Origin of the sequence: Halomonas cupida, from assembly GCF_900142755.1 — a bacterium.
Lineage (GTDB): Bacteria > Pseudomonadota > Gammaproteobacteria > Pseudomonadales > Halomonadaceae > Halomonas > Halomonas cupida.
Window position 1 is genome coordinate 1 of record NZ_FRCA01000004.1, and the last position, 15,018, is coordinate 15,018.

Sequence of the window (15,018 nt, forward strand, 5' to 3'; positions counted from 1 at the left end):
CGGGCACGCGGCAGGCCGGATTCCAGCATGCCACGCTCGATCAATTCATCACCGATGGCCTCGATCTCGCTGGCCACGGTCTCGAGGAAGGTGGCGCGCTCCTCCAGGCCGGTTTCGCGATAGCGATCGAACGCCTGCCAGGCCAGTTCACAGGCCTGCTCGACCTCCGCCTGGCTGCCACTGGGGTAGCCCGGCTCCAGCGTCTCGCCGGTGGCCGGATTGATGCCGTGGATGGGGCGGCCAGTGGCCAGTACGGCCTGGCTGCCGATCAGTTGCTTGCCTTCGAGAGACATGAAGCTTCTCCTGTGCCTGTGTTGAAATTACCTAGCTGGTAAGTCGCATGGTCGACATATGCGCGACCTGCTGCTGCATGGTCGGCAGATGCCGGGGCATCCGTCACCGGTGATACCAGCAAACCAGTATCAGCGAACGAGCGCGGGCCGTTTGGGATCAAATTCCCAGCCCTTGATCAGGTATTGCATCGCCATCGCATCATTGCGCTGGGTGACGTCGAGACTGCGGTATTTCTGATGGGCTTCCATCAGTTTTTCATCATCGAGTTCGATGCCAAGCCCTGGCGTCGTCGGCACCTTGAGCTTGCCATCACGGATCTGGAACGGCTCACGGGTGATGCGTTGGCCATCCTGCCATATCCAATGGGTGTCGATCGCGGTGATCTCACCAGGACAGGCCGCCGCCACATGGGTCATCATCGCCAGCGAAATGTCGAAGTGGTTGTTACTGTGTGAGCCCCAGGTCATGCCCCACTCGTTGCACAGTTCACCGACGGCCACCGCACCCTGCATGGTCCAGAAATGGCAGTCAGCCAGCGGAATATCCACGGCGTTCAGTTCAACCGCGAGCTTGAGCTGCTTGTAGTCGGTGGCGATCATGTTGGTCGCCGTGGGCAGCCCGGTGCGCTTCTTGAACTCGGCCATGGTCTCGCGCCCGGAATAACTGCCCTGCTGGCCGCAGGGGTCTTCCGCGTAACTGAGCAGGTGCTTGATCGGCTCCAGTACACGAACCGCTTCATCCAGCGTCCAGGCGCCGTTGGGGTCGAGCGTCAGGCGCGCTTCGGGGAATGCCTCGTGGAGTGCGCGGATGCAATCTGCCTCCTTCTCACCCGGCAGTACCCCGCCCTTGAGCTTGAAGTCCTTGAAGCCATAGCGCTCATACGCAGCCCTGGCGAGATTGGCCACGGCGTCCGGCGTCATTGCCTCTCGGTAGCGCACCTCATCCCAGGCATCGACGGGGTTGGTGGTCTTCGGATAGGGCAGATCGGTCTTGTCTGGATCACCGAGCAGGAACAGATAGCCCAATGCCTCGACTTCATCACGCTGACGTCCGAACTGGCCCAGCAGGTCAGCCACCGGCATACCCATGGCCTGACCAAAGAGATCGAACAGCGCCGACTCGATGGCCGTGATGACATGCACCGCCACGCGCAGATCGAAGGTCTGACGGCCACGTTCTTCCGGGCCGTTGCGCGACAGCACGGCACGCGACTGACTGAGTACCTTCTTGACCTCATTGACCCGCGCGCCCTCAACCAGCGAGCGGCACTGCTCGAGGCCCTTGAGAATTCCCTCGCTGGACGGGATCTCACCGACGCCGCGATTACCGGACTCATCTTCCAGCACCAGTACGCAACGAATGAACCAGGGGGCGTGGCCACCACTGAGATTCAGCAGGAACCCGTCCTCACCTGCGACGGGCACGATGTTCATCCTGGTAATCTTCGGAAACATGAATAACTCTCCTGAATGACTCTTGACCACCGAGCGGTCCATGACGACCGGTCGATGACTCGGTAACGGAATCAGTGCGACCTCAAGTGATGGGCGCTGGATTGAACAACACCAGGTCGTTGTAGAGGCCCAGTCGGTCTGCTGCAACCTGCTTACGCCCACTGGCCACGTCCAGGATCAGCTCGAACAGCTCCCAACCCACCTGCTCGATGCTGGCCTCACCAGTGGCGATACGCCCGGCATCCAGATCGATCAGGTCGTGCCAGCGCCGCCCCAGCGTCGAATTGCTGGAGACCTTGATGACCGAGGCCATGGGCAGGTTGTAGGGCGTGCCCCGCCCGGTGGTGAATACCTGCAGATTCATGCCGGCGGCAAACTGCAGCGTGCCGCAGACAAAATCACTGGCCGGGGTCGCGGCGAATGTGAGCCCCTTGCGGCGCAGACGTTCGCCGGGTCCGATGACATCGGCGATCGGCGAGTTGCCCGACTTGATCACCGAGCCCAACGCCTTCTCGACCACATTGCTCAAGCCGCCCTTCTTGTTGCCCGGTGAGGGATTGGCACTGCGATCCGCCTGTCCCTGGGCAAGATAGTCGTCATACCAGGCCATCTGATCGAGCAATGCCTGACCGACCTCGGGAGTCGTGGCGCGGGGCGTCAGCAAATGGATCGCATCACGCACCTCTGTGACCTCGGAGAACATCACGCTGCCACCGGCACGTACGATCAGGTCTGTGGCAAAACCCACTGCCGGGTTGGCGGTCACCCCGGAGAAGGCATCGCTGCCGCCGCACTGCATGCCCACGACCAGATCCGACACCGGACAGGTTTCACGCTGACGACGGTTGAGACGTTCGAGGTGACGCTCGGCCATGGCCATGATGCCGTCGACCATATCGCCAAAGCCTTCGAAGGAGTCATCCTGCAGGCTCAACACATTGGCCTCGGGGTCCGCATCGGCGGTATTCGCGTAGATCTTCACCGGACGGTCATCGACCAGCGTCGAAGGTTGCAGCTTCTCGCAACCCAGCCCGATAACCATCACCTCGCCACCGAAGTTGGGGTTCAACGCAATGTTCTTCAGTGTGCGGATCGGAATGACCGCAGCCGGTGCATTGATCGCCACACCACAGCCATAGGCATGGTTGAGGCCGACGACGTCGTCGACATTGGGGAAGCGTGGCAACAGCTCACGCCTGATGCGCTGAACCACGTAATCCACGGTACCGGCCACGCACTGCACACTGGTGGTAATGCCCAGCACATTCTTCGTGCCGACACTGCCATCCGGGTTGCGGAAGCCCTCGAAGGTATAGCCTTCCAGCGGCTCCATCTCCGGCGCCTTGCGGGTAGCCAGAGGGAGCTCAGAGAGTGCTGGTGGAATCGGCAACTGGACATTGTTTTCGTTGACGTGGCCACCCCGGGGGATTGCCGCAGTCGCGGTGCCGATGATTTCGCCATAACGAATGATGCGATCACCGGTGTTCAATGCCTCCAGTGCCACCTTGTGGCCCTGGGGAATCGCCGCGACCAGCGTTATGTCGCCTTCGATATGGGTGCCCTCTTCCAGCCCACCCTGCTGCACCACAATGGCCACGTTATCCTGAGGGTGGACACGGATGATTCTTGCCTGATTACTGCTGACGGTCATGTGATTGTCCTGATTGCGCGACAGTCCTGTTGTGTTGATTGTCGATGCATGATCCTGGCTGATCTGATCACTGCGACATCTCGAGTTGGCGCCTTGTGCGCGACTTCAAGCCCATGACAATCGAGAAGATCACCGACGCTGCAATCAACCCCCAGAGCACCACTGCAATCGGGCTCTTGGTAAAGAAGATCGACAGCGTACCGAAGGATTCCAGACTCTTGACGAAGTAGACCTCCGCCGAGCTACCCAGAATGAACCCGATGATCAACGGGGCAACTTCCAGGCCAACCTTCTGGACCAGATAGCCCAACACACCAAAGATCATCAGTGTCCAGACATCAAACATGATGCCGTAGTTGATGGCATAGGCGCCGACCACACACATCATCACGATCAATGGGTAGAGGAGATATTTGGGTACCAGCACCACACGAGCGATGTACTTGATGGCATAGAACATCAGCAGGAACATCACGATATTTGCAGCCACCAGCGCCACCATCATGATGTACCAGGTGTCGGTATTTTCCGGGATGAACAGCGGGCCCACCTGGATGCCCTGCAGTGTGAAGGCACCAATCAGCACGGCGGTGGTGGAGTCACCGGGAATCCCCAGCGACAACAACGGAATCAGCGCACCACCGGTCAAGGCGTTGTTGGCTGACTCCGAGGCAATCAGCCCCTGCGGAGCGCCCTTGCCCATCTCGCTGGAGTCACGTGAGAGGTTCTTTTCCTGGGTGTAGGCCAATACCGATGCAGCACTGCCCCCCACACCGGGCAGCATGCCAACGAAGGTGCCGATGAAGGACGAACGTACCAGGTTGGTGAGACGTCCCTTGAAAATGGACAAGGAGAAGCCGCCTTCCTTGCCGATCTTGATCTTCTGGCCCGTCAGGCTGCTCTTCACGCCAGACTCGGCTTCCAGAAGAATGGTCGAGATGCCGAAGATACCGATCAACACCGGCAGAAGGGAGAAACCTTCAAACAGATAAGGCTCCATGAAATCAAACATCAGACGAGTATTGCCGTTGCCTCCATCAGACAGGCTATAGGTGCCGATCAGGCTCAGCCACACACCAATGGCCCCACTGAAGATACCCACCAGCATGTTGTTGGACATCGAAGCGATAACGGTCAGTGCCAGCAGAATGATCAGGAACTTTTCCACATAGGAGAACTTGATCGAGAACTCTGCCAGCAGCGGGGCAAACAGGAACAATACCGCAGCACTGATCAGGCCGCCGACCAGCGAAGCCACCACACAGACTCTCAGTGCACGCTCACCTTCCCCCTTCTGGGCCATCGGGTAGCCATCAAAGGTGGTGGTGATCGATGAAGGTGTTCCAGGAATATTGAGCAGCACGGCCGGCACCATGCCGCCGGAGATGCCTCCGACATACAGACCAAGCAGCAACGACAGGCCGTGCTCAAGGCCCAGGGCATAGGTCAGCGGCAGGCAGACAGCGACAGCCATGGTGGCCGTCATACCGGGAATCGCACCGAAGATGATGCCGATCAGAGTGCCTATCGAGGCCAGCAGAAAGAAGGTGAAGTCCAACTGCGACAGGATATCCATCATGAGACTGTCCCTCTCAAGGCAGGGTGATGTAGAAGACTTTGGCGAAGATCACCCACGCCAACGTCGGTGCGACTACGGCATTGATCGCTGCCGTCACCACCTTGCGTCGCGTTCTGGTGTGCATGTACATCAGTGACATCAGAAACAGAAAAACCACTGAGGTAATCAGGAACCCATAACCGGTGTAGGGGAAGAAATTCCCGACCACTGACATCAGGTAGAAATAGGCGACAATCAGCACCAGAGTGCCGAAGAAGCGAAAGTTATCCCTGGACTCACCAAGGATCGGCAGCGCCTTCTCGCCCCGTTTCACCGCCGCCAGAAAGGGCGCCACACGGAACAGGAGGACCAACACGAAAAGAACGGCCAGCACCCAGTGGATGATATGGGGAAAGAACAGGTGCGATGTCTCGAAGTCGATCGAAACACTGAGCGGGGAATTGGATGAAGCTTCCATAGCGCCTCCGGCGAAGGCTCTCTCTCGGATGAGTGATATTGGTATCGTTTGTGGCCAGTCAATTCAGGGCAATCGTCAGCCGGGATGATGTATCAGCAGCAACAAGGCACCGACGGCTCCCGCCGCCGATGCCATATTGCGTAGACTTACTCTTGCAGACTCTCGATGATGCCTTCGTAACGCTCTGCCTTGTCGCGCAGATATTCCTGGGACTCGCTGGACGCCATGAAGTCTGGAATGAAAAAGGAGCGCTTCTGGGTTTCCTGAATCTCACCCTCGGCGTAGATTTCCTCCAGTGCGGTATCAATCTGCTCGACGATCGCCGGATCCATGTCCTTGTTGTAGAGGAAGAAGAACTCCTTATCGAAGGCAAAGTTCTGGTCGTCCCCCATGGTCACCTGAACATTGGGCTCGGCGAACTGCAGCAAGGTCTCACGATCGGTCTGCCCCAGGCCTTCCTCGTTGGCCTGCGCAAGGGTGTCATGCCGGGCGGTGAGCCAGACGAAACGCATCGCTTTCTGGTCATCTTCGGGCAGACGAGTGTACTGCTCGTTGGCCTGAACTGAGCCGTTGATCAAGTCCGCCTGATCATCGAACAGCAGCTGATTCTTGTCCGACTGGGACCCGGTATTGACCGCCACCAGGTTCTCTTCCGCCCCCGGATGGAGAATGCGGATGGCGTTCTTGAGCGCGGTATAGCCGATTTCAGAGACGCCGCCAGGCTGAATGGCAACACGCACCGTCTCGCCCTCACCCACCGCAGCAATGATGTCGTCCAGCGTCTGATACGGAGAGTCCTTGGGTACCAGATAGGCATTGCCGGGGTTGATAGCGATGGTAGGCCCGATGATGTAGTTCTCGAAGGGGTCCTCGTAACCTTGCACACCATATAGATGTCCAAGGTAGGACTGATCGTGGAAGATCATCAGCGTATTACCGCGCGGATCACGCTGCAGAGCGTTGTAGGCCGCACTGACACCGACCGCATCAACCTTCATGTTGAGGTCGAGCTTCTCGGACAATTCATCGACTACGATGCTGGCATTCTGGTAGGTATCGCCACCGGTGGACGAAGATCCGATGACCACACGGACATTACCGCGCAGTGGACCATCGACGGCCATGGCATAGCTGGAGCCCAGCGCCATTGCGGCCATCATTGCAGAGACACCGATGCCTTTGACAAGCCTGGCGTTACTCATGAAATCACCTCGGTCACTATAGTTGTAAGGAATGGAACAGAGGATTAGTGCTGGTCTGAAAGTGCCAGTGCACGCTCGACGAGTTGCTTGAGTTGCGCCCGCTCAGCCTCGGTGGGCATTTCCAGCGGCGCTCGAACGCTACCGGAAGGACGCCCGATCAGATCCGTGCCCGCCTTGATCAGACTGACGGCGTAACCTGACTTGTTGTCACGCAGCTCAACGAAGGGCAGGAAGAACTCACGTGAAATGCGGCGCACCGTATCGCTGTCGTCGGCACGCAGTGCCTTGTAGAAGGTAACGGCCATGTCCGGTACAAAGTTGAACACCGCTGAAGAATAGGTGTTCACTCCAATCGCCAGATAGGCCTCGGCGATGATCTCGGCGGTCGGCACGCCACCGACGTAGGCCAGACGATTACCCACGGTCTTGATGATGCGGTTGAGCGCCTGCATATCGCCCTTGCCGTCCTTGAGGCCCACCAGGTTGGGACAGGCATCTGCCAACTGCTGCACTGACTCGGCGTTCATGATGCCATTGCCACGGTTGTAGTAGATGACACTGATCGACGTGGAGGCACAGATCTGACGTGCGTACTCGACCAGCCCCTGCTGCGGACACTCGGTCAGATACGGCGGCATCAGCAGAATGCCATCGGCGCCCTCTTCCTCAGCGATCTTCGCGAACGTCGAACCGGTCGCGACACTCAGGCCAGCACTGGCGATCACCGGCAGCTTGCCGTCCACCACCTCTACCGCAAGACGCACGATCTGACGGAACTCATCCACTGACAGGTTGAAGAACTCCCCCGTACCACCTGCCACAAACACCGCGGAGATCTCGTGGCTGATGAACCACTTCAAGCGCTCGCGGTAGCTGTCGGCATCGAAGTTGCCGCTGGCATCAAAGTCCGTGACCGGGAAGGAAAGCAGTCCATCGCCAATCGCCTTCTTTACATCTTTGTGTGTGAAGCTCACCAGGTTGTCCTCTTGTCGCTGTAGAAGCGTTGTCTCTGTGGGAGCGACATGAGGCTTTGGGCAAGCCTTCATGTCATACATCATACAAATGACAAACTAGACATCTCAGCACTGACTGACAAGAGCGACCATGGTATGATTAGACTAAAGTTTTAACCAACCATTCCTCCAGCCCGGTACCGGATACACTGGCCCAGGCCTTTCGGAGAACCCCGCCCGCCACGAGTTGCGGAGCCCCATCAGGAACACGCATGTCTCTGCTCGACATCTTTGTCAGTACCCTGGACGTCAGCCTTCCGGTATTTGCCATGGTTTTCATCGGCATTGGACTCAAGCGCCTCGGCTGGATCGACCAGACCTTCGTCAATACCGCATCGAAGCTGGTCTTTCGTGGCACCCTGCCAACCCTGATCTTCCTGAGTCTATTGAGCGCTGATCTCGATAACACCTTCAATCCGCTGCTGCTGGGATTCTTTGCCCTGGCAACCCTGCTCAGCTTCGCTGCCAGCTGGGGCTGGGCGATGCTGAGAGTCAAGCGACCACTGCGTGGGGTCTATATCCAGGGCGCCTTCCGAGGCAACTGCGGCATCGTCGGCCTGGCATTGGCAGCGGGCATGTATGGCGACGCCGGGATCTCGACAGGCAGCCTGCTGCTGGGCGTAGTGATCCTGTCCTACAACGTATTGTCGGTGATTGCGCTGGCCACCTGGCAGCCCCGCGCGGAAGGCAGTGGATCGGGTGTCGACTGGCACAGCATCATCCGCCATATTCTGCGCAACCCGCTGATCATCTCGGTGGTGGCCGCCACTCCGCTAGCCATGCTGGGTGTCGAGCTGCCCGACTGGGCAATGACCACCGGCAACTACTTCGCCTCGCTGACGCTACCGCTGGCCCTGATCTGTATCGGCGCCACCCTGTCCACCCGCGCGCTGCGCAAGGGCTATCGCACCGCAGTGAGTGCCAGTCTGGCCAAGATGGTAGTGATCCCACTCGGCGCCACCAGTCTGGCATGGGCGGTCGGCTTCGAGGGCCGCGAACTGGGCGTGCTGTTCCTGTTCTTCGCCAGCCCCACCGCAGCGGCAGCCTTTGTCATGGCCAAGGCCATGGGTGGCGATGAGACCTTGACCGCCAATATCATCGCCCTGACCACGCTGATGGCCAGTATCACCGTCACCGCCGGGGTGTTTATCCTGCGGGTGGCGGGGTTGATATAAGCGGCGAGTCCCGAGTCCCGAGCTACGAGTACGCTGCGCTCGAGCTTGAACCCCAAACCCCGACAACACTAGCTAGCTTGACGCTCGTTACTCGCGTCGTGAAGCTGGTTTTTTCCTGTGATCCATGGGGCGGCACTGGACGGCTCGTAGCTCGTAGCTCGTAGCTCGGGACTCGATGCTCTCAGCTTTCTACCTCTGCCGGTGTTGTGAGCCGCCTCAGGCTCAGGCAACCACTGGCCCTTACCTCTCCCGTCAGCTCGGCAATCGCAGCTGTGGCAAACCCGACACCGTAATCACTGCGCCCTTCCACCAGCAAGCCGGTCAAGGCGGCGACCAACGGCATGTGGCTCACGATCAGCAAGGGCACATCATCCGCTTCGCCGAGCAACCACTCGACCACCGCCTCTGGAACGTCATCCGGGGTGATGATATCGAGGGTGTCGATATCGACAACGCTGGGTAACGCCTCCACCACCAACGCTGCTGTCTGCTGGGCTCGGGCATAGGGGCTGGCAACCACTCGCAGCTTCGTCAACTCGAGATCCTCACGCGCCGACAGCCAAGCCCCCATGATACTGACCTCACGACGCCCGCTGTCGCTCAAGCGGCGTTGATGATCGGGAAAACCAGACAGCGCTTCGCCATGGCGCATGATCAATAACGGAGAGGCCATCATGTACTCCTGGAGCGTTTGGGTTCGGGAGCGTTCACTCTTCCTGCTCACGCTGATCCTGTTTGACGTCCTCGCGCGACAGCACGAATTCAACGTCGCTGCTCTGTTCACCCTGCATCAGCAGTTTCGCCATGTCCCTCGCGGGAACCCCCCGGAAGAGCACCTGGAACAGGCCCTCGGCCAATGGCATGTAGACGCCTACCTCATGGGCCTTCTCACGCACCAGGCGCACCGTATTGACCCCTTCGGCCACCTGCCCCAGCGCGTCCACAGCCTCGTCAAGACTCTTGCCCTGGCCCAACGCATAACCCACCCGATAGTTACGCGACAGCTGAGATGAGCAGGTGACAATCAGGTCACCGACACCCGCCAGCCCCAGGAAGGTCATTGGATTGGCCCCCTGGGCCACCGCAAAACGACTCATCTCGGCCAGTGCTCGGGTCATCAACATGCTGCGCGTGTTCTCCCCCATTCCCAGCGATGCCGCCATGCCGGCAGCAATGGCATAGATGTTCTTGAGCGCACCGCCCAGTTCAACGCCATAACGATCATTGCTGGCATAGACACGGAAGTAGTCACAGCCCAGTGCCGCCTGCACGCGAGAGCGTGTCAGCGGATCATGACTGGCGATGACCGTGGCGGTCAGTTGCTTCTCGGCAACCTCGGAGGCCAGATTGGGGCCGGACAGCACTCCGACATGACTGAAGCCGGTCTCGTCCTCGAGGATCTGGCTCATCAGCTTGAAGCCATCCTGTTGAATCCCCTTGGTGGTGCTGACCAGGATCTGATCGGGATTGAGCCAGGGACGCGCCTGGCGCACCACCTCGGCAAATGCCTTTGACGGAATCGCGACCAGCACCAGGGTCGCCGACTCCAGCACCCAGCGCAGCTCAGTGGATGCCACAACGTTGCTGTTGATCTCGTAGTCCGGCAGATAGCGCGGATTGCGATGATCCTCATTGATACTTTCCACCAGAGCCGCATCTCGCAGCCACTGACGTACTTCATAACCATTGTCCGCGGCGATGCTGGCCAGGGCTGTACCAAAACTGCCACCACCCAGTACCGCTACCGTCATGCGCTCGTCGATCATGGTTGCCCCATCAAGACCCGGAATAATGCGCCGATTGTAACGAAAAACGCCCCTCGAGAGGGGCGTTTCCACACACGGCATTGACGAGACATCATTGTCTCCCCGCCGATCAGTCCAGCAACGGCAGCAGAGCATCGATGCTCTGGCGCGCATCGCCGTAGAACATGCGCGTATTGTCCTTGAAGAACAACGGGTTCTCGATACCGGAGTAGCCCGTACCCTGACCACGCTTGCAGACAAAGACCTGCTTGGCTTCCCAGACCCGCAATACCGGCATGCCGGCAATCGGGCTGTTGGGATCTTCCTGGGCGGCCGGGTTGACGATGTCGTTGGAGCCGATGACGATCACCACATCGGTAGACGCCAGATCATCATTGATCTCGTCCATCTCCAGCACGATGTCGTAGGGCACCTTGGCCTCGGCCAGCAGCACATTCATATGACCAGGCAGACGCCCCGCCACCGGGTGAATACCGAAACGAATGTTCTTGCCGGACGAGCGCAGCTTGCGTACCAGCTCGCTGACCGCATTCTGCGCCTGAGCAACCGCCATGCCATAGCCCGGGACAATGACAACGCTATCGGCATCATTCAGCGCACTCGCCACGCCACCAGCGTCGATGGCCACCTGCTCACCTTCGATCTCTGCCGCCGGACCGCTGGTGCCGCCGAAGCCACCGAGGATGACATTGACGAACTTGCGGTTCATCGCCTTGCACATGATGTACGAGAGGATGGCACCGGAGGAGCCGACCAGTGCACCAGTGACGATCAACAGATCATTGGACAACGTGAAGCCGATGGCAGCAGCCGCCCAACCGGAGTAGCTGTTGAGCATCGATACGACGACCGGCATATCAGCACCGCCGATCCCCATGATCAGATGCCAACCGATGAAGAAGGCCAGAACAGCGATCAGCAGCAGCGTCCAGAAGCCCGCACCGTTGAGATAGGCAATGGCCAGTACCAACGACAGCGCAGCCGCTCCGGCATTCAGCCAGTGGCCACCAGGGTACTGCTTCGGCTTGCCATCCATCTTGCCGGCCAGCTTGCCAAAGGCAATCACCGAACCGGTGAAGGTCACGGCACCGATGAATACACCAAGGACGACTTCAACCTGCAGGAACGTCAGCTCTGCTGGTGTCTTGTGCGCCAGCGTAGCAGCGAAGGCCGACAGGCCATCCAGCGACTCACCCGCGGCGCGCATTGCCATGACTCGGGCGCGCTCCATCTCGGCATTCCAGCCCACGAACACCGCGGCCAGACCGACAAAGGAGTGCAGCGCTGCCACCAGCTGTGGCATCTCGGTCATTTCGACCTTCTTCGCCACCACGGTACCAATCGCAGCACCGATCAGCATCATCGGAATCATCAGCCAGTACTGGCCGATGCCCGGGCCAAACATGGTGAAAACGACTGCCAATGCCATACCGACGATGCCATACCACACCGCACGCTTGGCCTTTTCCTGATTGCTCAGTCCTCCCAATGAGAGGATGAACAGTACACTCGCCGCGATCGCCGCGGCGGTTACGAATTGATGACCCAACATATCGTATCTCCGCGGTTCACGACTTCTGGAACATGGCCAACATGCGACGAGTGACCAGGAAGCCACCGACGATGTTGATCGATGCAATCAACACTGAAATCCCGGCCAGCAAAGCCACCAGCCAGTTACCGGACCCCACCTGGAGCACCGCTCCGAGAATGATGATCCCGGAAATGGCATTGGTGACGGCCATCAGTGGGGTATGCAGCGAGTGACTGACATTCCAGATTACCTGGAAACCGACGAAGCACGACAGCACAAAGACAATGAAGTGCTGCATGAAGGAAGCCGGGGCCACCTGGCCCAGCAACAGCATCAACACGCCACCGATGGCCAGCATGCTGACCTGGCTTTTGGTCTGCTTCACAAAGGCCGCATGCTCGGCCGCCTTCTTCTCTTCCGGCGTCGGCTCCTTCTCCTTCGGCTTGGGCTTCGCTGCAGCGATGGCCTTGACCTTGGGTGGAGGCGGCGGGAAGGTGATCTCCCCCTGATGGGTGACCGTGGCACCACGAATCACATCATCTTCCATATTGTGCACGACCTGGCCGTCCTTCTCCGGCGTCAGATCGGTCAACATGTGGCGAACGTTGGTCGAATACAGCAATGACGACTGGGTCGCCATGCGTGACGGGAAGTCGGTGTAACCCACGACGATTACGCCATTGTCGGTGACAACGCGCTCGTTGGGCACGGTGGCATCACAGTTACCGCCCTTCTCGGCCGCCAGATCGACGACCACCGAGCCGGGCTTCATGGCTGCGACCATGTCTTCGAGCCACAGCTTGGGTGCCGGACGTCCCGGGATCAGTGCGGTGGTGATGACGATATCGATATCCGGCGCCTGCGCGCGGAACAGCTCGAGTTGCTTCTCGCGGAACTCCGGGCTGGAAGGCGAAGCATAACCGCCGGACTCGGAGCCATCCTGACTGTCCTCGAAGTCGAGGAACAGGAACTCGGCGCCCATGGATTCGATCTGCTCAGCGACTTCGGGACGCACGTCGAAAGCACGCACCACAGCACCGAGGCTGGTGGCAGTACCGATAGCCGCCAGACCCGCAACACCGGCACCAATGACCAGCACCTTGGCAGGAGGTACCTTACCGGCAGCGGTCACCTGGCCGGTAAAGAAACGCCCGAACTGGTTGCCGGCCTCGATCACAGCACGATAGCCGGCGATGTTGGCGGTGGACGACAACGCGTCCATCTTCTGGGCACGCGAGATACGCGGCACCATGTCCATAGCGATGACACTGGCGCCCTGCCCACGGCAACGCTCGAGCATCTCTTCGTTCTGGGCAGGCCAGAAGAAGCTGATCAGTGTCTGTCCTTCACGCAGGCGGCCGGCTTCCTCGTCATCGGGTTCGCGCACCTTGATGACGATATCGGCCTGGTCGAACAACGCGGCGGCATCCGCCACCACTGTCACTCCGGCCTGTTCATAGGCCTCATCAGAGAACCCCGCCAGTTGACCGGCGCCGCTCTCGATCAGGCACTCATGCCCCAGTTTCTGAATGTGTCCGGCACTTTCCGGCGTCAGCGCAACCCGCGCCTCACCCTCGTACCTTTCCCTTGGTGCTCCTATCTTCACGATGGATCTCCCATGTGGCCAACGTTGTTACCTTGTTATGCGTGTCGCGGGGAACGCTTGTCGACAGGCAGTTGCAGAAACCTCGGACGCACAGCAACCCTCCGCGCCTCTCTGGTACGAGGCGTGAAAGTTGCCTGCCCCACTGCCGTGGATACTGCCGGACCGTACAGCGAATCCCTCAGTTATGAGGCCTACCAGTGTTACCTCTAGCGGGTCATCTGCACAAGGGGGCAAACAGAGTTTTTGTCGCAGCGCAGCATGCCACCAAGCGACTGAAACCATTAAGAGAACACGATTACTCAACGGTGTAAGGTTATGCCCCTCCGAGCATGAATCGCGACATCAAGCGGCACAGGGCGTGATCACACCCGGCAGGACAACACCATACCCCAGTCGAGCCAGGACGCCAGGCAGACTTCGGTAAATGGCAGAAAATGACAGACAGGTGACGCAAGGAGATAACCAACAGCAAGAGGCCGGCCCCATGGCCGACCTCAAGACACCGCCTTGTTCACCGATCAGGGCGAAGGCGCCTCATGGCAGAACATTGCACGACTCCCCGGAGCGGAGCGACGGAACCGCTCCTACAACTGACGGACCCGCCAGCATTGACACCAGGTCATCCACCGAGACTTCCGCCTGGGCAATGGACTCCGCCAATCTGGCGTCCCCGAATTCGTCGTATTCAATCGCCGCTTCGTAGACATCGGTAATACCAATGTAGGCAAAGGCGCTGCGAACTGATGACTCCACATGATTGCGATCTGCGATCCGCCCCCCCGGTTGATAGCCATAGTCACCGCGCGAGGAAAGGATGATCAGGCGTTTTCCAAGGCCTTCCAGTAGCGGCCAGTACGGTTCCCCCTCTCGACTCCGGTCGAACCCGAAAGTACGCCCCACACGCACGATGTTGTCGATATATGCCTTGAACTGCGCGGGAGGCCCGAAATTGTACATCGGCACACCCACCACAATGACATCGGCTCTCAGTAGTTCGTCGACCAGCACATCGCTGTCATGCAACGTCTCCTTCATCCACTCCTGACGCGCATGTTCCGGAGTGAAAGCCGCATGAATCCAGTCTCCCGTGACAGGCGCTGGCGGCCGCTGACCGACATCACGGTAGATCACTTCCGTTTCGGGGTTCCGCGACGTCCATTGCTGAACGAAGCGTTCGGTCAGTCGACGAGTGTGAGAGCCGTGAGCAGTGGTACCGGAGCTACCGGAGCGTGCGCTGGAGTCGATGTGCAATAGTGTGGTCATATGGGATCTCCTATAGATGAACCT

Annotated in this window: 13 protein-coding genes; 1 reads left to right on the forward strand and 12 read right to left on the reverse strand. The window is 59.2% G+C overall.

Annotated features, from left to right (window positions below):
* The 7 genes from BUE38_RS08445 to kdgD all read right to left on the reverse strand — a co-directional run.
* On the reverse strand, positions 1-293 hold a 293-nt coding region (locus BUE38_RS08445), incomplete at its 3' end, for an aldehyde dehydrogenase family protein (RefSeq protein WP_143166254.1).
* Positions 294-422: 129 nt separating this feature from the next.
* Complete coding sequence (locus BUE38_RS08450) at positions 423-1,748, reverse strand: enolase C-terminal domain-like protein (protein WP_073434683.1); 1,326 nt, start codon at positions 1,746-1,748, stop codon at positions 423-425.
* Between the two features lie 82 nt (positions 1,749-1,830).
* Complete coding sequence (gene garD, locus BUE38_RS08455; protein WP_073434685.1) at positions 1,831-3,399, reverse strand: galactarate dehydratase; 1,569 nt, start codon at positions 3,397-3,399, stop codon at positions 1,831-1,833.
* Between the two features lie 67 nt (positions 3,400-3,466).
* Positions 3,467-4,978, reverse strand: coding sequence for a tripartite tricarboxylate transporter permease (locus BUE38_RS08460; RefSeq protein WP_143166255.1), 1,512 nt, complete (start codon positions 4,976-4,978; stop codon positions 3,467-3,469).
* A 13-nt stretch (positions 4,979-4,991) separates the two neighbouring features.
* Complete coding sequence (locus tag BUE38_RS08465; protein WP_073434687.1) at positions 4,992-5,435, reverse strand: tripartite tricarboxylate transporter TctB family protein; 444 nt, start codon at positions 5,433-5,435, stop codon at positions 4,992-4,994.
* A 146-nt stretch (positions 5,436-5,581) separates the two neighbouring features.
* Entirely contained in the window at positions 5,582-6,637 is a 1,056-nt protein-coding gene (locus BUE38_RS08470; protein WP_073434689.1) for a type 2 periplasmic-binding domain-containing protein, read from the reverse strand.
* Positions 6,638-6,681: 44 nt separating this feature from the next.
* Positions 6,682-7,611, reverse strand: a complete 930-nt coding sequence (kdgD, locus tag BUE38_RS08475) for a 5-dehydro-4-deoxyglucarate dehydratase (protein WP_073434691.1) — start codon at positions 7,609-7,611, stop codon at positions 6,682-6,684.
* A gap of 251 nt (positions 7,612-7,862) precedes the next feature.
* Here kdgD and BUE38_RS08480 point away from each other — a divergent pair, with 251 nt between their 5' ends.
* Positions 7,863-8,825 carry an AEC family transporter gene (locus BUE38_RS08480; protein ID WP_073434693.1) on the forward strand — a complete coding sequence of 321 codons (963 nt, stop codon included), beginning with the start codon at positions 7,863-7,865 and terminating at the stop codon, positions 8,823-8,825.
* 181 nt (positions 8,826-9,006) lie between these two features.
* On the opposite strand, the gene sixA is transcribed toward BUE38_RS08480, so the two are convergent.
* The 5 genes from sixA to BUE38_RS08505 all read right to left on the reverse strand — a co-directional run bounded on the left by sixA (position 9,007) and on the right by BUE38_RS08505 (position 14,994).
* Entirely contained in the window at positions 9,007-9,501 is a 495-nt protein-coding gene (gene sixA / locus BUE38_RS08485) for a phosphohistidine phosphatase SixA (RefSeq protein ID WP_327077514.1), read from the reverse strand.
* Positions 9,502-9,532: 31 nt separating this feature from the next.
* Positions 9,533-10,591 (reverse strand): NAD(P)H-dependent glycerol-3-phosphate dehydrogenase, encoded by a 1,059-nt coding sequence (locus BUE38_RS08490; protein WP_073434697.1) that lies wholly within the window; start codon positions 10,589-10,591, stop codon positions 9,533-9,535.
* A 109-nt stretch (positions 10,592-10,700) separates the two neighbouring features.
* Complete coding sequence (locus tag BUE38_RS08495; RefSeq protein ID WP_073434699.1) at positions 10,701-12,143, reverse strand: NAD(P)(+) transhydrogenase (Re/Si-specific) subunit beta; 1,443 nt, start codon at positions 12,141-12,143, stop codon at positions 10,701-10,703.
* A 16-nt stretch (positions 12,144-12,159) separates the two neighbouring features.
* On the reverse strand, positions 12,160-13,731 hold the full coding sequence (locus tag BUE38_RS08500; protein ID WP_073434701.1) for a Re/Si-specific NAD(P)(+) transhydrogenase subunit alpha: 1,572 nt from the start codon (positions 13,729-13,731) through the stop codon (positions 12,160-12,162).
* Between the two features lie 534 nt (positions 13,732-14,265).
* Positions 14,266-14,994, reverse strand: coding sequence for an FMN-dependent NADH-azoreductase (locus BUE38_RS08505; RefSeq protein ID WP_084541831.1), 729 nt, complete (start codon positions 14,992-14,994; stop codon positions 14,266-14,268).
* Positions 14,995-15,018 lie beyond the last annotated feature (24 nt).

Bases quoted from the DNA above. Each gene is read 5' to 3' on its own strand.
- BUE38_RS08450 (WP_073434683.1), bottom strand. From the start codon at position 1,748: ATGTTTCCGAAGATTACCAGGATGAACATCGTGCCCGTCGCAGGTGAG.
- garD (WP_073434685.1), bottom strand. From the start codon at position 3,399: ATGACCGTCAGCAGTAATCAGGCAAGAATCATCCGTGTCCACCCTCAG.
- BUE38_RS08460 (WP_143166255.1), bottom strand. From the start codon at position 4,978: ATGATGGATATCCTGTCGCAGTTGGACTTCACCTTCTTTCTGCTGGCC.
- BUE38_RS08465 (WP_073434687.1), bottom strand. From the start codon at position 5,435: ATGGAAGCTTCATCCAATTCCCCGCTCAGTGTTTCGATCGACTTCGAG.
- BUE38_RS08470 (WP_073434689.1), bottom strand. From the start codon at position 6,637: ATGAGTAACGCCAGGCTTGTCAAAGGCATCGGTGTCTCTGCAATGATG.
- BUE38_RS08480 (WP_073434693.1), top strand. From the start codon at position 7,863: ATGTCTCTGCTCGACATCTTTGTCAGTACCCTGGACGTCAGCCTTCCG.
- sixA (WP_327077514.1), bottom strand. From the start codon at position 9,501: ATGATGGCCTCTCCGTTATTGATCATGCGCCATGGCGAAGCGCTGTCT.
- BUE38_RS08490 (WP_073434697.1), bottom strand. From the start codon at position 10,591: ATGATCGACGAGCGCATGACGGTAGCGGTACTGGGTGGTGGCAGTTTT.
- BUE38_RS08495 (WP_073434699.1), bottom strand. From the start codon at position 12,143: ATGTTGGGTCATCAATTCGTAACCGCCGCGGCGATCGCGGCGAGTGTA.
- BUE38_RS08505 (WP_084541831.1), bottom strand. From the start codon at position 14,994: ATGACCACACTATTGCACATCGACTCCAGCGCACGCTCCGGTAGCTCC.